Source organism: Pedobacter sp. ISL-64, from assembly GCF_018613605.1.
Classification (GTDB): domain Bacteria; phylum Bacteroidota; class Bacteroidia; order Sphingobacteriales; family Sphingobacteriaceae; genus Pedobacter.
This window is the reverse complement of sequence record NZ_JAGGPU010000001.1, coordinates 206,268-230,956: the sequence shown is the minus strand read 5'-3', so window position 1 is coordinate 230,956 and position 24,689 is coordinate 206,268. Positions and strand designations below refer to the sequence as shown.

Annotated in this window: 18 protein-coding genes; 8 read left to right on the top strand and 10 right to left on the bottom strand. The window is 40.0% G+C overall.

Features of this window, described 5'->3' with window-relative positions:
• Window positions 1–53 precede the first annotated feature (53 nt).
• The 3 genes from J7E57_RS01010 to J7E57_RS01000 all read left to right on the top strand — a co-directional run bounded on the left by J7E57_RS01010 (window position 54) and on the right by J7E57_RS01000 (window position 2,635).
• Complete coding sequence (locus tag J7E57_RS01010) at window positions 54–656, top strand: FMN-dependent NADH-azoreductase (RefSeq protein WP_215129733.1); 603 nt, start codon at window positions 54–56, stop codon at window positions 654–656.
• Between the two features lie 302 nt (window positions 657–958).
• Window positions 959–1,849 carry a helix-turn-helix domain-containing protein gene (locus tag J7E57_RS01005; RefSeq protein ID WP_215129731.1) on the top strand — a complete coding sequence of 297 codons (891 nt, stop codon included), beginning with the start codon at window positions 959–961 and terminating at the stop codon, window positions 1,847–1,849.
• Window positions 1,850–1,900: 51 nt separating this feature from the next.
• Entirely contained in the window at window positions 1,901–2,635 is a 735-nt protein-coding gene (locus J7E57_RS01000; protein ID WP_251029750.1) for an SDR family oxidoreductase, read from the top strand.
• 203 nt (window positions 2,636–2,838) lie between these two features.
• Here the strand turns inward: J7E57_RS01000 and J7E57_RS00995 are convergent, their stop codons facing one another.
• The 6 genes from J7E57_RS00995 to J7E57_RS00970 form a co-directional block, all read right to left on the bottom strand.
• Complete coding sequence (locus J7E57_RS00995; protein ID WP_215129728.1) at window positions 2,839–6,567, bottom strand: tetratricopeptide repeat protein; 3,729 nt, start codon at window positions 6,565–6,567, stop codon at window positions 2,839–2,841.
• A 377-nt stretch (window positions 6,568–6,944) separates the two neighbouring features.
• Window positions 6,945–8,375 carry a DUF1593 domain-containing protein gene (locus J7E57_RS00990; RefSeq protein WP_215129725.1) on the bottom strand — a complete coding sequence of 477 codons (1,431 nt, stop codon included), beginning with the start codon at window positions 8,373–8,375 and terminating at the stop codon, window positions 6,945–6,947.
• A gap of 465 nt (window positions 8,376–8,840) precedes the next feature.
• Complete coding sequence (locus J7E57_RS00985; protein WP_215129723.1) at window positions 8,841–9,926, bottom strand: Gfo/Idh/MocA family protein; 1,086 nt, start codon at window positions 9,924–9,926, stop codon at window positions 8,841–8,843.
• 8 nt (window positions 9,927–9,934) lie between these two features.
• Window positions 9,935–11,389, bottom strand: a complete 1,455-nt coding sequence (locus tag J7E57_RS00980) for a Gfo/Idh/MocA family protein (protein ID WP_215129721.1) — start codon at window positions 11,387–11,389, stop codon at window positions 9,935–9,937.
• 30 nt (window positions 11,390–11,419) lie between these two features.
• Window positions 11,420–14,893: a DUF1080 domain-containing protein gene (locus J7E57_RS00975; RefSeq protein ID WP_215129719.1), complete on the bottom strand. Its 3,474-nt coding sequence runs from the start codon at window positions 14,891–14,893 to the stop codon at window positions 11,420–11,422.
• A 22-nt stretch (window positions 14,894–14,915) separates the two neighbouring features.
• Window positions 14,916–16,202: a Gfo/Idh/MocA family oxidoreductase gene (locus J7E57_RS00970; protein ID WP_215129717.1), complete on the bottom strand. Its 1,287-nt coding sequence runs from the start codon at window positions 16,200–16,202 to the stop codon at window positions 14,916–14,918.
• Between the two features lie 225 nt (window positions 16,203–16,427).
• Here J7E57_RS00970 and J7E57_RS00965 point away from each other — a divergent pair, with 225 nt between their 5' ends.
• From J7E57_RS00965 to J7E57_RS00950, 4 genes are all read left to right on the top strand, one after another.
• Window positions 16,428–17,681 carry an ROK family protein gene (locus J7E57_RS00965; RefSeq protein ID WP_215129715.1) on the top strand — a complete coding sequence of 418 codons (1,254 nt, stop codon included), beginning with the start codon at window positions 16,428–16,430 and terminating at the stop codon, window positions 17,679–17,681.
• 624 nt (window positions 17,682–18,305) lie between these two features.
• Window positions 18,306–19,088: an alpha/beta fold hydrolase gene (locus J7E57_RS00960; RefSeq protein ID WP_215129713.1), complete on the top strand. Its 783-nt coding sequence runs from the start codon at window positions 18,306–18,308 to the stop codon at window positions 19,086–19,088.
• A gap of 71 nt (window positions 19,089–19,159) precedes the next feature.
• Entirely contained in the window at window positions 19,160–19,843 is a 684-nt protein-coding gene (locus J7E57_RS00955) for a GNAT family N-acetyltransferase (protein ID WP_215129711.1), read from the top strand.
• Between the two features lie 84 nt (window positions 19,844–19,927).
• A complete protein-coding gene (locus J7E57_RS00950) occupies window positions 19,928–20,152 on the top strand; it encodes a CDGSH iron-sulfur domain-containing protein (protein WP_215129709.1) in 225 nt (74 codons plus the stop codon).
• 105 nt (window positions 20,153–20,257) lie between these two features.
• Here the strand turns inward: J7E57_RS00950 and J7E57_RS00945 are convergent, their stop codons facing one another.
• Both J7E57_RS00945 and J7E57_RS00940 read right to left on the bottom strand, forming a co-directional pair.
• Window positions 20,258–21,061: a helix-turn-helix domain-containing protein gene (locus J7E57_RS00945; RefSeq protein WP_215129707.1), complete on the bottom strand. Its 804-nt coding sequence runs from the start codon at window positions 21,059–21,061 to the stop codon at window positions 20,258–20,260.
• Between the two features lie 138 nt (window positions 21,062–21,199).
• A complete protein-coding gene (locus J7E57_RS00940; RefSeq protein ID WP_215129705.1) occupies window positions 21,200–22,078 on the bottom strand; it encodes an oxidoreductase in 879 nt (292 codons plus the stop codon).
• Window positions 22,079–22,226: 148 nt separating this feature from the next.
• On the opposite strand from J7E57_RS00940, the gene J7E57_RS00935 reads away from it, so the two are divergent.
• A complete protein-coding gene (locus J7E57_RS00935; RefSeq protein ID WP_215129703.1) occupies window positions 22,227–22,421 on the top strand; it encodes a hypothetical protein in 195 nt (64 codons plus the stop codon).
• Between the two features lie 78 nt (window positions 22,422–22,499).
• Here J7E57_RS00935 and J7E57_RS00930 read toward each other — a convergent pair whose 3' ends face one another.
• Together J7E57_RS00930 and J7E57_RS00925 are read right to left on the bottom strand one after the other, a co-directional pair.
• Complete coding sequence (locus tag J7E57_RS00930) at window positions 22,500–24,230, bottom strand: arylsulfatase (protein WP_251029749.1); 1,731 nt, start codon at window positions 24,228–24,230, stop codon at window positions 22,500–22,502.
• 65 nt (window positions 24,231–24,295) lie between these two features.
• Window positions 24,296–24,670, bottom strand: a complete 375-nt coding sequence (locus tag J7E57_RS00925) for a DoxX family protein (RefSeq protein WP_215129701.1) — start codon at window positions 24,668–24,670, stop codon at window positions 24,296–24,298.
• Between the last annotated feature and the right edge of the window lie 19 nt (window positions 24,671–24,689).

Genomic DNA, 24,689 nt, shown 5'->3' with positions numbered 1-24,689 from the left:
CTTTTTATCAACCGGTAAGCCTAGTTTTGCTTTTCATTAATTAATAAAATTTTATGAAACATATCCTTCATTTAAAATCAAGCATACAGGGCGTAATATCGTACAGCATTAAATTGGGTGATGCCATTGTTGAAGAAATCCAGAACAAATATCCTGGCAGTACGGTTGAAGAACTCAATCTGGTAGATGTTGATATACCACACCTTAAACCTGAAGTATTGCGGACATTCTTTATCCAAAGTGATCAATTAACTGAAGAAGAAAAAGCATCTATCAGCCTTTCAGATGCACTGGTTAAACAACTATTATCTGCAGATATCATCGTAATCGGCGCACCCCTGATTAATTTCACTATTCATTCATCACTGAAGGCATGGATTGATCATATTACCAGGGCAGGAATAACATTTGTATACAGTGAAAATGGTCCTATTGGAATGGTTATAGGTAAAAAAGTTTATGTTGCCATGTCGTCAGGTGACATTTATTCTGAAGGGCCAGGGAAAGCTAACGATTTTGTTGCCCCGTATTTAAAGGCCTTTCTTGGGTTTTTAGGAATGAGCGACCTAACCGTATTCCGCGCTGAAGGACTAAAAGTGCCTGGAGTTAAAGATCAGGCTTTTAACAAAGCGATTGAAAGTATAGTGATCGACTAATTTTTTTAACCCATAATGCATGAATAAAGCAGCAATACCGTTTACTTAAGGCTAAAACCGGTTAAAAAATATGAGGTGGTTAGTGCAGTCGATGAATAATTATTGTTAGAATATTGAAACAACACCCAAAATCCCCTGCAAGAGTTCGAACAAACTCCCATCCACCCTACGAAAAAGCATCAATCTGGTAAAGGTTGATGCTTTTTTTATATCCAATACGGAGGCTTATACCTATAATTGCATATCGGACGTTACTCACGCACAATCAAGGCAATTCCTTTTCTTTCAATTTGTTTTAAGCGATGCAAACACTCCATCCCAATCAACAGTTACCTGTTTATACCTTAGAACCCGACGAAATAGCGGGAAATAAAAATTTCAGGGTTTATCATTTCGAAGGTACTCTACCAAACCAGTCGGAACTGCTTATCCCCCACCGGAAAGATCATTACCTGGTTGTTTTGAACAGACAGTCCGATAGCCGTCAATGGATTGATATGACGCCCTATGTACTAAAAAACAATACCATTTACTTTGCTGGTCCAAGCCACATCATTGTAAAAGAAGGTTTTAAGCAGTTATGGAGCACTGGCATTGCTTTTACAAAAGAGTTTCTCTCCCTTCAGGAAAATGCTTCATTAAGTAAACTACCCATTATCGAAAACCGGCACGATGGACATGAATTAGCCTTAACCGCCGCTGATCTTAACTTTGTAGAGGACATGCTCGCCAAAATCAATACCGAATATCAAAAGCCGAGCGAATGGCAACAGCGTATGCTTACTGCCTACCTTACCGTGCTGCTTACCTATTTAAGTCGGCTGTATACCGAACAGTTTAAAGAAAGTGATCATTCCGCAGATAAACTTTTACTGAAAAGTTTTCAGGCAAAAATAGATGAAAATTATCGCGAACTGCACGAAGTGGGCGATTATGCCTCATTGTTGAATATTTCTGCCGGACATTTAAGCGAGGTGGTGAAAATACAAAGTGGCAAACCAGCCATTAAACATATCCATGAACGATTGGTACTGGAGGCTCAACGGTTGCTCTTTCACACAGAGCATTCTTTAAAAGAAATTGCCTTTGACTTAGGTTTCTCTGATACCTCTTATTTTAACCGCTTTTTTAAACGGGAAACTGGTGTAACGCCCGCTACGTACAGAGCTAATATCCGCGAAATGTACCATTAATACCATTGGATGTGTTCTAGCCAGATAACGCACCCATTATACATTTGTACTATGAAAACAGTACTGATTACAGGAGCAAACAAAAGCATTGGCTTTGAAACAGCCAGACTGTTATTACAGCAAGGATATTACGTATTTCTAGGCTGTAGAGATATCAAAAAAGGTGAACAAGCCATAAATCAACTAAAATCAGAGGGATTAACTGAGGTAGAGCCCATAGAAATTGACGTAGATAACATCGAATCAATTAAAGCCGCAGGAGAATTGCTTGGTCAGAAAACCAAGGTACTCGATGTATTGATCAACAACGCTGGTATTAGTGGTTCCATGCAAAATGCATTGGAAACCGAAATTAGTGTATTTAAACAAGTATTTGAAACCAACTTTTTTGGTGTAATTACAGTAACGCAAACATTTATAAATCTATTGAGACAATCGCCAGAACCAAGAACCGTTAACGTTACCTCCGGTTTAGGTTCGCTTGCCTTGCATAACGATCCTACATGGAAATACTATAGTGTGAAACCTGTGGATTACGTTTCTTCGAAAGCCGCCCTTAATGCGTATACCATTGTATTGGCCAATAACTTGCAAGGTACTCCATTTAAGGTAAATGCAGTCGATCCAGGTTATACAGCAACAGATTTTAACCATCACTCGGGCCCGGGAACTGTACCAGATGCAGCAGCAAGAGTGGTAAAAGCAGCTACATTGCGGCCAGATGGGCCAACAGGGCAATTCTTTAGTGACGATAATGCCCCAGAGACTGGCATTAGTCCGTGGTAACCCGAATTTGCTATTGAGATGTAGCTAAGTTTGTTTAGTAATTTTCTATATAACTTAAAGGGTTTGTATCATAAATATGGAATTTGTCATCCTGAGCCTGTCGAAGGACTTAGTTAAATATGCTTTTATGTGTTTCGACAAGCTCAACATGACAAAAATCTAAGGATAAAATACATTTATGATACAACCTCTCTAAGTTGTTCTTATTTCATAGCCAGTTGCTGATCATCAGCCTCAGCCATTTCTTTATAAAAAGCCTTAAACTGATCGATCTTATCCAAAGGGACATAATCTTTCTTTAATGCAAAACTCCGCTTTAAAACGAGTTTATTTCCTTGTTGTACACTCTCTAGTTTAAAATCGACAAAATCATTGCTCAGTTGAACCGCTTTAAAAGGCTGAACCATAGCTTTTCCGGTTGGAAGCTCTAACGATAATTCCTGATTAGACTCATCAACACCAAACAATTGGGTAAGATCGATACCAAATTTCCGCGGCGAAACCACCTGTAAAGCCGTTGCATACGATTTGTTTGACCATGGAATAGAGAATATCGACATGCCTGCTACACTTTTGCTTACATTGAGCAATTTGTACGAACAGGCTGTTCCCACAGTATCTGAAGTAGATTTTGAGGTATTGAGGTTGGTAAAACTAAGGTTAAAAATCTCGTTTTCTGGATAGATACCGGTTAAATCTTCTTTCATTTTCTTGATTTGATCTGCACTGCTCAAATCGTTAAAAACACTTCTGATATAGCTAGACATTGATCCGGTATTCCAATTGGTTTCCTTAACCGTCATATCGGCATTTTCCAGCTTAACCTCGGTTTTATAACCCATCATATTTCTTCCTCTTATACCCGGATTAAACTTAGTGAGTGCTGTGCTCGTTTTATTAATTTCGAGGATATTAGATCCTAAGAAAGTATTGCTGAAAGTATTAAAAGGCAATGTTCCGGAAGTAAGCTCTACCCAGTAATCTTTCCCTCCTATAGTAGATTTGGCAATACAGTGATTAAATTCTATACTGGGTAACAATAACGTATTCTGCCCACGATCTCTGGTGTTTGCCAAAGCCAGCGTCGCTGTAATTCCAGCTTCTTTGCACATACTCACAAAAAGTGTAGATACATCTTTACAATCGCCAATTCTTGTATTAATAACCGTTGACGGGTTTTGAGGAATAATACCACTCTGCCTAAACGATACGGAGCTGTATGCGATGTTGGTAATGATGTAATTATAAATCATCTTGATTTTGGTTAAATCATCTAAATTACTTTTACCTGTAAACAAATCGTTTACTACTGTTTTTATTTCATAACTGCTCCGTGCTTTAGCCGATGCAATATTGTCATACCAGTCTGCAATAAATTTCCAGTCGGGAATAGATGATAAATAAAGCATGTTTGTTACGTCATCCATTGGAGGCATTTTATCCTCATACCTCAAAGCTTCCTGTTTATTTTTTCCCCATACATACAGGTCAAACTCGTCTTTTGCCGTTTTAACAGGAGCAATGTCCTGCTGTGAGAAAACATATTTAAAAGCTTTATCGCGGTGGATTAACAATGAATACTTAATATTAAGGTTATCCAAACCATCGCTAAAATAGAAAGAGTCCCAGAAGTGGGTAGACATTGTCCCAACATGGAAATTTTCTATTTTATAGCGGATATTAATTACATCACCTATTTCGAGGTTTGTAAATACCAACTCATTGTTATTGGTTTCGGCAGGAACTTTTGTGCCATTTGCTTTTATTACCTCAGCTATTTCGACAGCATAATTCTGATCATTGTTATATGAAATAGCATATTCTTTAAAGCTTTCAAGGCCTTTTTGAGTCAGTATTTTTGCAGTAAAAAAGTGTTTCTCTTCTGATCCACCGTTTTCATAAACAACTTTCTGTACTTCATTATTCAAAACCACAACCTGCCCATCGGGATATTCTGTTTTAGATGGCGCCTTGCTAACCATCACTTTAACATCGGGTTTATCGAAATAATCGAATACAGCTTTTTTATCCTGAAGTGTTCTTAATAACTGGATAACAGTGTAATTATTCGGGTCGATCTGTAAACTCTTTTCGTATGCCTTAATACTTTTCTCTTTCTGTTTATTTGCATTATACAGTGTACCTAACTGAGAATATACAAAAGCATTGTTTGGATCGATCTCGAGCACTTTTAAATATAATTTTTCTGCCTCATCGTATTGTTGCAACTGATAATAAATGCCAGCTAGGTCAGTGTAGATCGAAAATCCGATCGGATCGTTCTGCAATTCCTTTTTGTAAATATCTATACCTGCATCGGTTTCTCCTTTATCAAAATGCAGCTTTGCCACATATTTAGCAGCCTTGTAATCGTTATTTTCATCAATATATTTTTGCAAAATATCAATCGCCTTAGGGTTTTTCCTAATCTGCACTTCGATAAGGTATTTTAAATTGATAATATCTGCTGAATTTAAATATTGTGGATAAATTTTCTCCACCAGGTCTATAATTTCAGGTTGTTTTTTCTCTTGGCCAAGTATATTTAGTTTTTTCATCAACACCGTTTCATTCTCGCCATAAATTTTTTCCAGTTTAGCAAGAACTTCTTTTGCCCTCACGTAATCGTTCTGTTGGAAATGCTCGGCATATACAAGCTCCAGGGCTAGCAAACACTCCGGATCGTGTGTTTTAATTTCTTCTCTGAGGGTTTCAATTCCGGTTCTATTATCAGCTTTAACAAACAGTTCTATCATCATCAGGTTGAGATAGGTACTTTCAGGAAAACGTTTTTTAAGTTTCTCCAGGATCAACCTTGCATCGAACACATTTCCTAAACGCAAATAAAGCTTAGCCATCATTAACTGATTTAAATAGCTCTGTGGTTTTGCTTTCAGGGCATCTTCGAAATATTTAAATCCAAGTGGTTTTAGCTGAACTGGTACAGGGTTTGTTTCTTGTGAATATGCCTGTGGTGTGCTGGTAGTAGAAAGGTTGTTTATTGGTGTTCCGTTGGCATCAGTTAACCGCAGCATAAAATTCGATCTACCCGCATAGCTCTCGCCTATCTGCACCAAAATGCGGTTATAGCCCTGATTTAATTTAACTGGCACAATGTAAGCGTCAAGATCGTTGTTTCTTTCTTCTGATTCGCTGATTAAAAGCTGATCATTTAACCAAACCTTTACCGATCCGGATACTCCGATTCTTAATTGCGCTACTGTACTTGCAGGTGCATTAACAAATGTTTGGGCAAACTGTAATGCATTTTCATAAGTGTTATAATAGGTAAAATCGAACCATTTATCATGCCGTACATAAGGTACCGTTCTCCAGCTAAATTTTCGGTTCTTTTTACCCGTAAAAACATAATTAAGTTCTGGATGGGCTAAAATATCATCGTACAGTTTATCGAAACCGCTGGTCGAAATATTTTCATATTCACCCGTGATTAACCAATTTTCAATTTCGCCAATCTTATTGAAATACTGATCAGCTTCGGCATATTGTTTTTCCTCTTCAAAATGCGAACCTAACGATGCATAGGCCAATGCATTGATGGTGCCGTCAACATCTTTTCTCGCTGCCAGTTTTTTATAAAATTCCAACTGGTCGGCCGTCTTTATCTTCGACGCATTATTGGGCAAATCGCTCCAAAGTGCAACAAGATATGGTTGTGGGTTTTTAGCCGTATTGGATAATTTATTTAAGTAGTTAAAACCTTCTTTGGCTGGCCGGTCCATTTCAGTCATCATAGATAATGCAACATTTGCTTCATCTGAAAATGCAGGTTTAAGTGCTGCCTTCGTAAAAAAATCGCGTGCCGCTGTCCGGTTGTTTTTAAAAAAATATTCCCAACCTGGGTTCAAATTTGTTTGTGCCTGAATAGACGAAGAAACAAGAATTGAGAGAATTAATAGTTTAAATTTCATTTTGTAATTATAGAAAAAAAACAAATCTGAATCAAAGCAATTTAGATTAAAAATAAGCAAGAAAAACACGGCTCATTACTGTACGCGAAACGATGGTTTAAGTCTATAATGCTGAGGAAGGGCAAAAGGAGAATATAAAAAACTTAGGGAGTACCTTTTGAAGGTCCACAGGCAATAATTCCGTCATTTCGCGAATTCAGCTTTAAAAAAACAAAAGAGCTAAGGTGACAGTTTAGGATAAAGCGTCATTTCAACCGCAGTCGAGAACCCGAAGGCTCTGCGAAGCAAAATCTTTAAACTATCCCAACAAGCATAGTTTAAAGATTTCTCCATTTCACTGCATTCCAGTCGAAATGATGCCATGTCCTTATCGTTCATTACTTTGGAAGAATGGTTACAATTACTCTTTTATATCGGGTTAGCCGGGGTGTTCCTTTATCGGTAACCTTCAAAATGAAGTGAGTAGTTTGAGGACCATTTACCTCTGGCGCTTTTAATTCTGTAATAACAGACATGTTTTCTGCCGGAGTGACCGCTATTTTATTAGGCAAAGTTCCTGCTTCCCTGTATTGAAACCACTGAAAACTCAGCGCATCTCCATCGGGATCATAGGATTCACTGCCGTCAAGACTAAATGTCTCGCCGGATTTTACCTTGAGCTGTTCAGGCGTATTGAGTTTCACAACAGGTGGATGATTAGCAGCTTTATAATCCGTATTGCACCAAGCCATTCTTGCCGCAAAATCATTCTGGATTTCTGCTCTCCATCTCCAAATCGTTACATGGTTGTTTTTGTAGGTACCTGTGTCTTTTACAATGGCGCTCCCCCATTTGCCTGGCACCCAAGGTGTATATTCGTCTTCGGCATTTGTCCAAAACGGTCTCGTCTCTTCTTCCAGCGGAACAATCCATTTTACCTTGGGGTCAAAGGGTGGTTTGTAAAATTCATAACGTCCGCCCCAACCTCCCCAATTTGGATGTTCTGGGTTGTTCAGTCCATTGGGAATCAGCGAAAGCCATGACGGGGTATCACCCTCCATGCCAAAAGACACATCAGGATAGATTGCCCCGAGCGGCCCATGTCCCTGCTGGATATTTCGCGCAAGCCAATCATTACTCACAACTTCGTTGTTAGCGCCGGGGAATACGCTTAAGATAGCTGACCATGTAGCTGTATAATAATTTCCCGGGCTTGCGATGTAGAAAAGGCCAGGAAAATTCTTGCGTATCCATGGCCCCGAATTATCCTGGTCCGAAATCGTGTATACCCTGAGCTTGCTTATCAACCTTTTTGCTTCCCCTTCGCTTTTAGTCTCCCTAATTTTCCAGAGTGCTTGCGCCAGTATATTCGGGCCGCCCCAAACAGTCACCCATAAAGGGCGGCTGTCATCCTTTTCAAGCATCTTGATAACCCAGTCTGAACCTTCCGAATCTTTGCCTTTTCCTACGCCTTCCATCCCATAAACCGGAAGCCCTTTTTTTACCAGGCTTAATAATTTTTGCGCTGTCGGAAATCCAGGTTCATGTTTTAGAAGGTTAGGCTGCACCTTCTCATAACTATGAATAACTTTTTCAATGAGTTCTGGGCTAACCTTTTTTGATTGATGAATGGATGTTGAAGCGATGAGCCCTTCAATATTGATTTGATTGGAGTATAGCATTAACCGGACCATCGACATAAAATCATCAGGCTCATTTCCGATGTCTGTAATGGCAATGAGGCGATATTTGGCAATTGTTTGTCCAGAAGTTGTAAGGTGTGTTGCCAGTATACTACCTAATATAAGTAGCATCAGTCTTGTCTTCATTATTTTAAAAGGAGTTAGGGATAAGAAACGTATATAAAAAGAGAGCAAAGCGCATGACTTTAATAACAAACAGCTGTAAATCAGTTTATTAAAAAATCACAACACTCTCGGGCTCAAAGCTAAAATTATAGAAATTTTTGTAAACGTTGCTGACTTTTGCAAAGAAATAGTACCAGAACTTGGAAAACAGTTTATTGAAGACTATTCTTTAGGCAAACGAAACAGAAAAGCAGGCTTGTGCAATAGGCCTAAGGGACAGGCATTTCAGTGTTTTCCAATCGAAATGACGAGATTTTTTTTGTGGTGTCAGATGTTACCATCTGGCACACTAATTTAAAGATTTCCCGGCATCACTGCACTTGCTCGAAATGAGGCCTGACATTTAGACCTTAAATTTCGAGCTACATAGATGCTGAAACGAGTTCAGCAGGACGACCGCAGCAACCGAAATGACAAGAAATAATTTTATTCTAACCGGATCATTTCACCGGTTTTTACCGATTCATCGCAGGCAAAAGCGATCCTCAGGCTATTTACAGCATCTTCGGTAGCATCAGTCAAATCAATATCTTCTGTAATGGCTTTTAAGAAATAACGCTGCTCACGATTGCACAGCTCCTGATGATCGGGCTCATCAGTAAGGTCTACCCATTCATCAGCTTTGCTGAATTCATCATTGGCATCTAAATCGGCATGATGTATTTTAATCGATTCGGTTTTGGTATGCGCATCAATGTTATCAGAGTTTCCGGCTGCACCTGCTTTTTTGGTCATGATAGATACTGATCCTTTTGGGCCAAAAACATCTTTAATAAAAAAAGCATTATCGCTCACCATCGGACCCCAGCCAGCTTCGTACCAACCAATAGAACCATCTTCGAAACGGATCTGCAGCTGCCCGTAATTGTAATTCCACTCCGGGATATCGTCAGTAAGCCTGGCACCAATGGCACTCACCTGTACAGGCTTCGATCGGGTCATTTGACACATAATATCGATATAATGAACGGCACAATCAACAATTGGGCTTAAACTTTTCATCAGGTTACGGTGCACCGTCCATTTAGGTCCATGGCTCTGTTGGTTCAGGTTCATGCGCATCACCAAAGGTTTTCCCATTTCCTGAGCCAGCGATGTAAATTTCTCCCAGGAGGGATGATAGCGGAGGATATATCCCACCAATAACTTTTTGTTCGCTTTTTTAGCAGCTTCTGCCACCGTTATTGCACCTTCAACGCTATCGGCCAATGGTTTTTCGATAAACACATGGCAACCATTTTCGAAAGATTTTATGGCATAAGCTTCGTGTGTATCGGGATAAGTAGAAATGCAAACGGCATCTGGTTTGGTTATTTCAAGTGCCTCGTAAAAATCAGTATACAATTCATATTGTCCACCTAATTTTTCGTTAAGTTTTTCTTTGCTCTTACCGATAGAAACCAATCCGCAAATTTCAAAACCGGGTAGGGTGTGATAAGCTGTGGCATGGGAAGCGCCCATATTGCCACAGCCTACTACTAATACCTTTAAATTCTTATTTTCTTTCGACATACTAAATCTTAAACCCCCAACGTCCAGCCTTTACGGTATTCGCGTTTCACAAATTGATTTACTTCATCAAAATTGGTCACCTTCATATTTATTTTGTCCCAAAGCATTTTGATATCTCTGCCTGGGTAACTGATTTTACCTGCTGCATCTCTGCGTTGTACATCTGTGCCCCTAATGGCCAGGTTGGCAATCAATAAAGTTTCGGTAAGTGGTCCGGCAATTTCAAATGGCGAACTCAGTTCCATTTTTCCATAACCGGCAATGGCGGCTTCGGCAAACTGAGTATAATGGCCTTCTTCCTGATTAGCGATACGCGGGATAGTGATTTTCGTTCTATCTGATTCGTTGCGAGAGAGTGGTAACAACTTTGGATTTTTGCCATAGGTTTCACAGATCATCTTACCTCTTGTGCCAATAAAAAGCACACCATTATCACCGAAACTTTCATTAGGTCCCAATTCTTCCGGACGTTCTGGTTTAATGCCTCCATCCATCCAATGCACCTGAACCTCATGTTTGGTTTTTGGCGTTTTAGCGAAAGTCAAAATGACGTGGCTTGATGGCGGACAGCTTTCCGCTAAATAAGCACGCTTAAATTCATCAACATATACACTGCCTACGCTGCATTCTACGCTGATTGGAGTATCCAGACCTAACACCCTAAAAGGAGGCTCTACTAGGTGGCAGCCCATATCGCCAATGGCTCCGGTGCCGTAATCCCACCATCCCCTCCAGTTAAAGGGAACCAGTTTATTTACATATTCTTTGTATGGAGCACTACCTAACCACAAATCCCAATCGAGTTCTTTCGGTATTTCGGCTTTTCCACTTGGCCACGAAATTCCCTGTGGCCATACTGGCCGGTTAGTCCAACAGTAAACGGTATGAACTTTACCTATCCTGCCTGCATCGTACCATTCCTGAAGTCTTCTTACGCCATCGCCCGAAGCACCCTGATTACCCATCTGCGTAACCACTTTATAGCGGTTTGCGGCTTCGGTTAACATTCTGGCTTCGTAAATATCGTGCGTTAAAGGTTTTTGCACATACACGTGTTTGCCCAATTGCATGGCTGCCATGGCAATTTGCGCGTGGGTATGATCGGGTGTTGATACCGTTACGGCATCAATGTTTTTGCCTTCTTTATCCAATAACTCACGATAATCTTTGTAATATTTTGCCTTTGGGAAGTTTTTTAGAGAATTTGCAGCTCTTCTATCATCTACATCGCATAAAAAAGCAACATCTGTTTTTCCTCCCCTAACAATACTGGCAATATCGCCCTCTCCTTTTCCACCTGCACCTATTCCAGCCAATTGCAAACGATCGCTTGGCGCCAGAAAACCTGGCCCACCCAACACATGGCGGGGTACAATCATAAATCCAGCGGCAGCAAGTGCTGTTGTTTTAATAAAGTTTCTTCTCGAATTTTCTGTTTTCGAATTTGCCTTATCTTCTATCATTATTCAACCTGTTATAATGCTAAATTTAACTTATTTCTTTTTACCTGTAACTTTTGTATCAGTTTCTTTTTGAGCTGTCTCTTTCTTGCTCAGATCCTTAATCCTGATGTTGCGGAACTGAACAGGAGAACCATGACCTAAGAAGCCGATATGTCCGCTTTCGCGTAATAAACCCGGATGTTCTTTATGATCTGGTGTGCCGTTTTTCTTAAATGGTTCGATATCGCCATCTAAAATTACAGTGCCGTTCAAGATCACTTTAATCTTCGATCCTTTGGCAATCACTTCTTCATAGTTCCACTCTCCCGAAGGCTTTAAAAACCCTCTTTTGGCAGGGATAGTACCATAAACCGAACCATGGTACTGGTACACTTTCAGGTCTTTATAAATTGGCGCATCATTATCCAGTATCTGCAGTTCCATACCCACGTAAGCAGCATCACCTTCCAAAGGAGCTCTGATTCCTAAACCGTTGTTTGCACCTGGGGTTAACTGAAATTCGAAACGGTAAACAAAATCGCTGAATTCTTCTTTGGTAAATAAGTTACCTCCTGATCCTTTACCTGGTTTTGGTCGGATAGCGATGTTTCCATCTTCGATAACGTAATCAGTAGTATTACCTGTCCAGCTATGCATATTGGTTCCATCGAACAATACTTTATAACCTTCCTTTTTCTCTTGTGCATTGAGTTCAAAAGGTTTTGGACGAGGAATTTCTTTGATGTAGATATCGCGGTAAGCAACCGGCGAGCCATGTGCCTGCAATTCGATCTGCTCTTCTGCGAAAATCGGCAAACTTCTGTCCCAATAATTTTCTAAGATTACATTATCGGTAACCAACTGTCCGTTCAGATAAACGGTAACACGGTCGCCTTTCATTAAGATTCTGAATGTATTCCATTCATCTAACTTGTTATCGGCTACTTTAAGCGGTTTACTTTCGTTCGTTTGATTGTTGTACAAACCACCCGAACCGACCTGAGCACCAACTTTTGTACGGGCAAGGTCCCAGATCTGTACCTGTGGTGTACCGCGCAGGTAAATACCCGCATCGCCTTCTCCTTTTTTATCATCGATGATTTTCCAGTCTACCAACATTTCAAAATCGCCATACTTTTTAACAGTAGCAAGGTTATTGCCATGACTTTGAAACTGTAGCTCGCCATTAATCACTTTCCAGCTTTCCTTTGCTTCGGCATCAGCTTTTGTTTGCGCCTCGGCTAAGGCTTTTTCATCCATTTTTGATCTTTTGATCGGATCGGCCACAAGTCCTTTCCAGCCGGATAAATCTTTGCCGTTAAAAACCTGAACAAAGCCTTCGCCGGCTTTCATTTCAGAAATATACTTACGCATACCTTCTTTCTGGTAACCGGCATCGCCTCCGGTAATTACTGTAATGGTTTTATTTAATAAGCCTTTTACAATGTCGCCATTGTAAGTTCCAGCCATGGTAATATTCATCACCGTGTTTGCAGCAGCCTGTTGTAAAGTAACATTATCTAAATACTGACCTGCAAATACAATCGCATTAAAACATTTGGCCTGTTCGGTATCTTTAAGAATCTGCTGTTGTTGTACTGGTGTTTTAGCCACTGCCATCGCATTGCGCAACAATAATAAGCGCTGCTCAGCTGGGTACTTTGTATTTCTTACCAAAGTTAAGTAACCCACAATCGCCTGGTTCAAAAAGTCTGGATTGGTCGTGCTGCGTGCAATACCGATCAATGCATCCGTCGAGCCTGCATCCGACCATGAAGAAAGTGCTTCAATTGCGGCTTTTTTGGTGGCATCGTCGCCTGTGGCGTAAGCTTCTGACACCGATTTTAACGATTGCTGGCCACCTAAACTGCCCAGTACCTTATAAAACAACAATTTCTTATCAGCAGGTGTATTACTCATTTGCTGGACAATGGCATTGGTTTGTGCCGCTTTATCTGCTGATCCTTTTACCGAAGCAATAATGGCATCCTGTACAGCAGTAAGTTCGCCGGTATCGGTGGTTTTATTTAAAAGATCAAATAATTGTGCTTTATTTTCAGCTACTGCTACATGTTGTAATGAAAGGTATGCTGCTTTTCGTACTTCAGGTTTTTTACTATTTAATGCAGTATAAATAACTTCCGTTTGGCTTGTTGCTGCACGGGCAGCTAAAATATTAATTAAGGCAACCTGCACTTCTGGTTTAGCTTTCGGAAGATAAGCGCCAATTTTAGTGGCTACACTTTCGCCTTTTATTCTTAAAATACCATTAGAAATGCCGGCAATATCTGCTGTATCTCCTTTGCCCATTAACTTCAACAGATCGTCTATAACCTCTTCCTGTCCAAGTTTTACAGCGGCGTTAATTGCAGCCAGTTTTACCTGCTGATCGTCGCTTTTAATTAGTTTGAGTACGGCTGGCAATGCAGATTTTGCTTTGCTATTGCCAAGCATGTCTAAAATAGAAACCTGAGTTGGGGCATCAACCTTTTTTAACTGGCTTACCCAGGCTGCACTATTGGTATCATTTACACCTGCAGCAGCAAATTTAACCGCAGCCGCACGAAATTCGAACTGTTTATCGGTCATGGCAGCTAACAAGGCTTGTTGATCGGTTTGTGTTGCCGAAAGTAATTTTAAGGCCGCAGTACGTTCGTTTACCTGATCATCAGCCGTTGCTTTTTCTAATATTGTTTTGGCTATTGCTTCCACTCCCACTTTATCTGTTGCTACGTTTTTCTGTGCGTACACCAATAAAGCCGCAACCGCATTGGTTTGGTCGTATTTATAACCAGCTTGTTCAGCAGCCTTTATCAAAATTTCTTTAGCAGATGCATCGCCAATATTGGCCAGTGCATACAAACTTACCTTGGTTAATGCTTTATCTGTTCCAGTAGCCAATGGCGCAATAGCTGTAGCTGCTGCTTTAGCATTAGTATGGCCCAATGCTTCTACAATGGCAATTTTTGCTTTGCCGTTTGCTTTACTCAAGCCACTAACCAATGCATTTGTAGCAGAGGCAGTACCAATTTTGGCCAGTGCTCTCGATGCTTCATCAGCCAATTGTTCGTCAGCAAGATAATCTGTTAAACAGGCTACCGCAGCATCATTTCCTACTAAATCGAACTGACTGATGATAAATGCTTTGTTCTGTTTATCGGTTAGTTTGGGTAACGCTTTGCAATAGGCGCTGATGGCCATACTCCTTAAATTCTGTTGACCAGTTTTGGTAGCATAAGCAGTAAAACCACCTACTGCATACTCAATAAGGGCGTTGTTTCCTTTTTCAGAAGCGGTTAAACCAGTAATCAAGGTTACATAACCTTCTTCACCTAAATCGGCAACTTCTTTCATATTGCGTTCTAGTTGCGCAGCATCTCGGGCAGGTAATTGTGCCAACAGATCGGCAATACGTGTGGTTGTAGTTCTCTCGTCTTTTTTATCTTGAGCCAGAGCCCTTGCCGTAAATAATGCATTTGTAAGCATTACAATGGTTAGCAGCACCAATAATATTTTTTTGTTCATGATGGTTTGTATTTGAGATGTTTTAAATAGAAAATGGTGCACGCATTACGGGATTAATCAATCTGTTAGCAGCCTCATCATCTACGAATTCTTGCTTAACCGGGTCGAATTTTAACGATCTTCCCAATCTTAAGGCAGCCAAACCAATATTTACAATGTTGCATGAACGGTGTCCGTTCTCTTCATTTAAAGCGAATTTTTTCCTCGTCCGTACCGATTCTGAAAATTCTACAATCTCAGGATCAGGATCAGGGAATTGCGCCAGTTTACGTTCCAGATCAGGAATATCAGATTTAAAACCCGGATACAATTTACCTTTTGGACCTTCTATATAAGGCACATTGGTATCTTTACCTTCACCGTCTAAAATAATCTGGCAGCCATCGGCATAAGTATAGGTAATCCTGCGCCAAATGCCTACTGCATCGGTATGTTGTTGTGGTGCATCAACCTCTACAGAAATTGGGTTGGTATCATCCTTACCTAAAAAGTATTGAATCGGATCGATATAATGTTGTCCCATATCGCTTAATCCACCACCATCATAATCCCAATAACCCCTAAAAGTTTGGTGAACACGGTGTGCATTGTAAGGCTTATATGGTGCAGGGCCTAACCATGCATTATAATCTAATTCTGGCGGTACGGGCTGAGGCGCTAAATGATCTTTGCCCACCCAATAAAATTTCCAGTCGTAGCCCGTATGTTTACTTACGGTTACTTTTAATGGCCAGCCCAACATACCACTATCTACCAATTTTTTAATCGGTTTTACAGTAGTGCCCATTCCGTAAAAGGTATCTTTAAACCTAAACCAGGTATTTAACCTAAACATTCTACCATGCTGTTTTACCGCTTCTACCACCCTTTTGCCCTCGCCTATGGTATGTGTCATTGGTTTTTCGCACCAAATGTCTTTTCCTGCATTGGCAGCATCTACAGCCATTATACCATGCCAGTGCGGCGGGGTAGCAATGTGTACAATATCTACCTCAGGTAATTGTATCAGTTCTCTATAATCACTAAATGTTTTTACACCTTTATCTAACATTGATGCTGCTTGTTTAAGGTGGTTTTGATCAACATCACATATGGCTACTACCTGGGTACCTTCGTAGCCAAAATGGCCTCTGCCCATTCCTCCAACACCGATTACGGCTTTGGTTAATTTATCGCTTGGGGCAAGATATCCTTGTCCGCCCAATACATACCTTGGGACAATGGTAAATGCTGCCAGGCCAATTGCAGATTTTTTGATAAAATCGCGTCTGGTGTTTTGTTCATTTTGTGGTTCTTCTTTAGTTTTCATTTGTTTCTTGGTGTTGTAAAAACTTATATGATAGTTTGGTTCCAAAAGCATTAGGATGCTGGAGCATAGGATTTATCGATCTGGTTAGATTAAAATTACAAGGTTAATGTTAATAAGAAATTATTATAAAGACAAAACATCGTTGATTTCTTTACGTATTAAAAAAACTTTAGTAAATTTTTAATAGAAGTTACCTATATTTATCGAAATAGTGCAATCAACAACATGAATCTTAATCTATTAAATAACCTAACATCAGACACCAACGATAAGCAGTCGATCCAAAAACACAAGCTCATAAAATACCTTTTTAATTTAGGGGCATCTTCAGTTTCTACTTTATGTGAAATTATGGAAATGAGTACGCCGAGTATCCTGAAGCTTCTGCTTGGCCTGATTGATGAAGGCTGGATAGAAAAGAAGGGCTATGGTTTATCTATTGGGGGGCGGAAACCCGACCTTTATCGTTTAAAGGATAAAAAGATTCTTATTCTCTGTATAGACATTGAATTATTTCATACCAAAATAGCCATTATTGACAACAATTATAATTTTGTGTTGGATGTTAAAACCATTTCGGTGCCTATTTCAAAAAGCAGGACTGATTTTTTCAACATTTTACATACACACCTTCAGGATATCTTAAAGTCGGCAGGTATTCAGCATAGGCAGTTTATTGGCTGCAGTGTTGGCATGCCTGGCTTAATTGATGCTGAAAAGGGAGAAAATTACAGTTATTTCTTAAGCGATGATGAAAATATCCCTTTAACAGCCGCATTTGAAAAAATGCTAAATATACCTGTAGTGATCCAAAACGATGTGAATGGTTCATCAATGGCAGAATTTACCCACGGAATGGCTAAGGGCAAAAAGAATGTACTCGTATTGTTAATGGATTGGGGCGTGGGCTTAGGCATTATAATGGACGGAAAATTGAGGCAAGGCACCTGCGGTTTCTCTGGCGAATTGGGCCATATGCCTTTTGTAGAGAATGGCGCACTCTGTTACTGTGGAAAACACGGTTGCCTCGAAACCGTTGCATCTGGAAACGCGCTGTCAGAAATGGCAAAAGAAGGTATTTTATTGGGCAAAAACTCTATGCTTACCAACCTCTCGAACGAAGAACTGGAAAGAATTGAGCCCGCCCTGATTATTAAGGCAGCCAATAAAGGTGATCAATACGCTATTCAACTGCTCTCCAATGTTGGCACTCATATGGGCAAAGGAATAGCTGTTCTGATCCAGCTATTCAACCCCGAACTGATTATTTTAAGCGGCAAAATTGCCGGGGCCAAACAATACATCACATTACCCATGCAACAGGCAATAAACACTTATTGCATGACCCAAATTAGAGAAAAAACAACGATAGTTTCTTCCGAGCTGGGCGAAAACTCCAGGCTATTAGGATATGCAGCAACAGGTATCGATCAATTTTTAGGCGCCTACATCAAAAAGGTAAAAAAGCTTAAGAAGTAAGAGCCTGTTTAATTTTATTATAAATTATTAGTATGTCAGTCTGAGCGTAGTCGAAGACCCGTTTTCGATACACTAAAGTCACTTCGACTCCGCTACCATTGACGTTATTTACAATTGTTTACTAATAAGATGTTTGCGGCGCTATAATTTCCACCCAGCCAGGCCACAGCACCGTATCCCCGTTCTAATAAATCGGCCTAACAAATTTTTGGGAATCCACAGGCCAAGCCTATGCAGAAACTTCAATACAAAAATTTTCAGCCGACACTTTTGTTTTTTCATGGGCCTTTATGTTTCAACTGCATTCAAGCTAGCTCTGCTGGTCTTTTGGTGCCAAAAGAAAAAGGCCTGCCCGGCTAGGACAAATAGAACACCCCGTCCTGCAGACACCCCTCTAAAAAAGGGGAATTATATACCAGCTGATATTTTAACATCATAAGGATCTTTATGAAATAAATTATCCCTCAGGGTGACAAAAATGTTAGATAAGTAAAATAATTGTATCAAATTTAAACAGGCTCTAATATTCCAAATGGCGCAAACCACCCTAAATTTGTCTGTTATTGGCACCTTATTTTCCAATAGCTTATTTAGATTTGTATAGCAAATTTTAAACCGAGACCGATGGAAACATATAAAAAAGCAGGACATGAAAAGGTAAATGGCATTAACATGTATTATGAAATTTACGGGGAGGGAGAAATTCCACTGGTATTGATACATGGCGGCGGTTCTACCATTCAATCTTCATTCGGCAGACTTATTCCTTTTTTGGCAAAATCCGGCCGGGTTATAGCTGTTGAGCTTCAGGCTCATGGACGTACCAGCGACCGTGACCAGGCAGAATCTTTTGAGCAGGATGCAAAAGATGTGACCACTTTATTAAATCAGCTAAAAATAACAAAAGCCAATTTTCTAGGCTTCAGCAACGGCGGAACAACAACCTTACATATTGCAGCACACCATCCGGCTGTGGTGAATAAAATCATTGTCATTTCGGCCAATTACCAACGGGAAGGTTTAATTGATGGCTTTTATAATGGCTTTGGAGATGCAACCATCGACCATATGCCGGAGCCGCTTAAAACAGCTTTTTTAGCAGTAAATCCAGATCAAAACGCGCTGCAAACGATGTTCGAAAAGGACAAACAGCGCATGCTTGATTTTGTCGACCTCAGCGCTGAAGATCTGAGGGGAATTACCGCCGATACGCTTTTAATGGTGGCAGATAAAGATGTGATCAAGCCCGAACATTTGGTTAAAATGTCGAGATTGATTGCAAATGCGCAACTGGTTATTTTACCTGGTATGCATGGCGCTATGATTGGCGAAAACCTTAATCCGGATATTAGCGATAAAACAATTGAGATTACGGCACATCTGGTGGAAACTTTTTTAAACCAATAGTTATGAGTGCATTGAGTTAATCCACATAAAATTTACCCTCCTCCTGATTTAGCATTTAATATCTTTGCCGGATGGAACACGTATTGGATAATCCAATTTATTATGCCTTAACATCCGGACATAGCCATATTGCAAAAGGCCTTGAAGAGGTAAAATATTATATCGAAGATATCACCGCATTTGCCGGCTTAAGAGATAATTCGCAGGAAAACCTAAACACCCTTTATCAGATCAGCCCTGCAGAAAGCCTTTTTGTATTTTTCTCCAAAACACCTGTCGAAATACCTGCACAGTGGGAATTGTTAACTCATATCGATATGTTTCAATTTGTTTTTCGCAGCAAGGAAATACCAGCAGCAGATGCAACTGGAATAACAGACCTTAGTCTGGAACACGTTACAGAAATGATCGATCTTGTGGAATTAACTAAACCGGGGCCTTTTCTAGCCAAAACCATCGAGCTTAGTAATTACACAGGTATATTTGTTGATGGGAAATTGGCAGCTATGGCCGGACACCGATTCCATCCCAGCCCTTACCGTGAAGTAAGTGCAGTTTGCACCCATCCCGTTCATTTAGGCAAAGGTTATGCTTTTAAGATTTTACAAGAACAGATTAAAAGAATATTGCTCCGTTCGGAAATACCGTTTTTACATGTTAGAAATGATAATGAAGGCGCCATTAAACTTTATCATAAATTGGGTTTCGAGATCAGGACAGACATGATTGCCTACGTCATCAAAAAAGAGACTTAGACCAAGAAGAGAATGTTTCTAAATAGAAAACCGTTCAGAAATTACCATTTCAATCCTTTAGTTTTGCATTAAACTAACACATACATGTCTAAAACAAAACTTACCATTAACAATAACGGCTCTGTTAAAATTGAGGGCGATTTCGAAATTGTAGATAGAAACGGAAATATTTATGGCTTACAGGGCAGAGAAGTACTTTCGATCTGCCGTTGTGGTTTATCAAAAAACAAGCCTTTTTGCGATGGTGCACATAACGGCCATTTTGAGCATGAGGCAGTAGCCTTTGATCTTCCTCCAAAAAAGGTGTAAGGTCAATCGTCATTTCGACTGAAGCGCAACGCAATGGAGAAATCTTTGAACTATGTTAAAAGATCTCTCCACTACGGTCGAGATGACGATACCTCCCAGAATAAATTACATACCTACCCTGGATGGCGCCATGCCATAAGCTTTTTTAAAAGCGAAAGAGAAATGCGACAGGTCTTTAAAACCAACTTCGAGGTACACATCTGATGATTTCCAGCCTTTTTCGGTTAGGAGATAATAGGCATCATTCAAGCGCTTTTTCTGTAGCCAGCGATTGGGCGAAAGGTTAAAGATCTTCTCAAAATCTCTTTTAAATGTGGCCAAACTTCTTCCTGTTAAATAAGCAAAACGGTTAATATCTACATTAAACTTATAATTGGCGTTCATATAGGCTTCCAAATCAATTTTTCCAGGTTCCGAAAAATCGAAAAGCACATCTTTTAATATTGGGTTGGTCTGCAATAAAATCATTACCGCTTCTTTAACTTTTAAATCGATCAAAGCCTGATTAAATTCGTTATTTCCGTCTAAATATGGCCATATCGAATCGATATAATTTTTTAAAAGACCATTGGCCGCTAGCGCCAGACCTTTAATATCCTGATTGGGCTTTTGCATATGCAGATCATATTCATTGCTGATGCTGTGCAGAATATCCTGGTCGATGTTTATGCTAATCGACTTAAACTCTCCTCTTGTTGGCGGGTATTTGGTATACCGGGCTAATTGATTTCGCCTGAAAAAACGAAAATCACCATCCGAAAACACGAATTTCTCTCCTCCGATAAAAATTTCAGATGTACCCGCAATAACCAATCCCAGCGAATGATTGGGAATAAACTGTTCGCCCTCACTACTTTTCTGGGCATAACACGAATACAGGATATTTGGGCTTTTGATTTGATTTGACATCTTGATCAAATTTATGGATTTAACATTTAACCACAGATAAAAAGGATGCACACAGATAAAATATGACGCTGCTAAAATCTGTGTTTTCTGTGTGCATCTGTGGTTAATATATTTACGAAAGCTGGAGGATTAATGAAACTATTCTTTAGTAAAAGATTTACCCAGATCAGTTGCCAAAAAATTCTCAGCCTCATCATGATCTGTGGATAAACTTACGTCCATCCATTTCTCCATTTCGGCAGTTCTGGTAGCATCAGCATGTTTAAGCATTCCAATGGCTTCACTTCCAAATACCAGGTGTACGGGTGGCTCAGGGTGCTCTACCAGTGCCAACATGGCTTTCGCTGCTTTTTGCGGATCGCCCATCGGTATAAAGTTACCGCTTTGGAAAAAATCTGAGCGCTTTTCTACAGTAGATTCGTACCCTTCAACGCGAGGTGCATATGACATTGAGGCACCAGCCCAATCGGTACGAAAACCGCCAGGTTCTACACAGGTTACATAAATCCCTAAATCCACTACTTCTTTTGCCAGGGATTCACTAAAGCCGCTCAACCCAAACTTTGCAGCCTGATAAATACTCACCCCGGCATTACCTACTCGCCCGCCTATCGAGCTGATTTGAAGAATTCTGCCCGAACGTTGTTTGCGCATAAATGGCAATACAGCTCTCGTAATTTCGATCGGTGCATATAAATTCGTTTCCAACTGACTGCGCACCTGTTCTTCAGTAAAAGCTTCTGCTGCACCAACAATACCAAAACCCGCATTGTTAACTAAAACATCTATTTTTCCAAAATGGGCTACAGCCGATTCTACTGCCAAATACACCTGATCGTAATCGGTAACATCTAAAGTGATCGGAAAAATCTGATCAGGATATTTTTCTACAAGATCTTTTAAAGCTGCTGTATTTCTTGCTGTTGCCGCAACCAAGTCGCCTTTTGCCAATACTTGTGCTGTTAGGTCACGTCCCAATCCACGGGAACTACCTGTTATAAACCAAACTTTTTTCATTTTTTCTATATTTTATGAATCAAAGGTAGGCTGATAATCGAGGTGAAGCTTTGCTTTAAGGCTCAATTTACTTTGTTAAAAAGCTCAATTGGTTTATCAGAACTTTTAAGTACAATCTGCTGTTAATTAATTAGTAAATACTTGGGTTATGGCGAAAGAAAAGAAAAAAGGAAAAAATAAAAAAAAGAAAAAGAAAAGCGGAAAAAAGAATAAGCTCGGTGTTAAAAATTCATTGGTAAACAATATTAATGCCCGAAAGACGAAAGGGAAATCGAGGTCTAAGAAGAAATCAAAAATTAGTAGGAAAGCCTATAAAAAAATGCAAAAAGACTGGAAAAAGTAATTATTGATGTCTACCTACCCGAGAATCCGGGCAAGCAGTTGATAAAAAAGCCTTCAGGCAAGGATGATCAACTTTAATTTATTTCTTAGGTAGTACATGGTTTTCCTTTGCCCAGCCTTGCCATTTTGCATCTAGTTCTTTTACCTTATCAGGATGCTGAGCCGCAACATCGTTCAATTCGGTCTGATCATTTTTAATGTTATAGAGATGCCAGGTAGAATCGCCAGAAAGATTAACCATTTTCCAATCGCCGGAGCGCACAAAACTGGCGTTAAAATGTTCGTTAAATAAGATTTCGTGTCCTTTTGGTACCTTTCCTTTTAAAGCAGGCACCAAACTCATTCCTTGCATTGGCTTAATAGTGTTGCCCATATAGCTGCCGGGATACTTCGCATTGGCAAGTTCGACAAAAGTGCTCATAAAATCCATTACATGCCCTACCTGATTGCTATAACTTCCTTTTTTGGCAGCGATACCTTTTGGCCAGAAGGCAATCATCGGCGTATGCACGCCACCTTCGTACGATTGTGATTTTGCCAGTTGATAGGGCGTATTGGCTACATTTGCCCAAATTGGTCCGATTGAGGTATAACTGGTTTGCGGACCCGGCATTACTTTCTTATAAATGGGATAGGCAATTTTTTCGCCAGCCCTTGTTTCACTTGGACGGTCGAAACCTGGCCCATAGCGCATTGCATCTTCAGGACTTGCACCATTATCGCTCAAAAACACAATCAATGTATTATCCAATTGATTGGTTTCTTTTAGGGCTTTAATAATCCGCCCGATACCTTGGTCCATCCGATCAATCATTGCTGCGTGTACAGCCATTGCCATTTCATCAAATGCTTTTGTAGGATTATCTTCCCATTTCATGGTCGATTTGCGTGGAGATAAAGGAGCTGTTTTAGGATCGATCAACCCCATCTCTACCATTCGCTGATATCTCGCCTCACGAATGGCATCCCACCCAACTTTGTAGGTATCTTTATATTTCGCGATATCATCTGGTTTTGCCTGCAATGGCCAATGCGGCGCATTTTCAGCTACATAGAGAAAAAATGGCTTATCACCTTTGCTAAATTCACGGATGTAACTCGCAGCAGTATCGTTAATGGCGTCCGTATGGTAATAATCTTTAGGTACCTCTTTAATCGGCGTTGTACCACTTACCAAACTAAAAGGGTCAAAAAAATCGACCACTCCCCAAAGTGTTCCGAAGAATTTCTCAAAGCCTCTGCTGGTTGGGTATTGATCAATTGGAGAAAACAAAGGAAAAGATGTTTTATGGTTTAGCCAGTCTAGCTGCGCTTGCGGTGTAGGTTGTTCTATGGTATTTGCAACATGCCATTTACCCGACATTGCCGTCCTGTATCCTGCTCCTTTTAGAACCTCTGCCAGCGTTACTGTATTTTTGGTAATGGCACCACGATATCCTTCAACACCTCGATCGGTAGTCATTTCGCCAATGCCAGCGTTGTGGTTATAAAGCCCGGTTAATAAGGCTGCACGTGTTGGACAGCAACGAGAAGTATTATAAAAATTTTTGAAACGGACACCATGGCTCGCCAGATAATCGATATTTGGTGTTTTAATTTCTCCGCCATAACAGCCGATATCAGAAAACCCCAGATCATCGGCAAGGATGACAATGATATTGGGTCTTTTATCAGCAGCTTTCTTTGGCTTGGGTTTATCGGTAAAAGCGGTTAAAACAGCTACAATAAAGATTAAAAACAGGCCAGAATATTTGGTAAATGTGCGCATATTACCTAAATTAAAATAAAAAGCCGAAAGATCCAGTTTCATCAATTAATTTGTTGCAAACACAACTAAATCGTTTTATAAACGCCGAAAAAATTTCAGTGCTTCATCTAAACAGATGCCGCCTTCGCTTTGTGATAGGTAAAATACGACAGCAATAACACGATTAAAAATACAACCGGACCAACGCGGTTATTGATTGGATCGCCCGATGCCGTATGCGCAATAAATGCCGAAACAAATGTAAATGCAAAACCTGCATATGCCCATTCTTTCCATTGCCCTTTTATCGGCAACAGTAATAAAACAGCGCCTAAAATTTTGGCAACGGCTAATTCTACCCTAAAATAATCAGGAAAGCCAAGGTGATGAAAAGCCTGTTTAATGGTTTCATTAGTTAGATAGGAATAGGCCGAGAAAGTCATCATTAACGAAACCAAAGCAGAGGATATCCAGTAAATAATTTTGATTGTTTTTGTTTTCATATTATTTTTTTGATGCAAA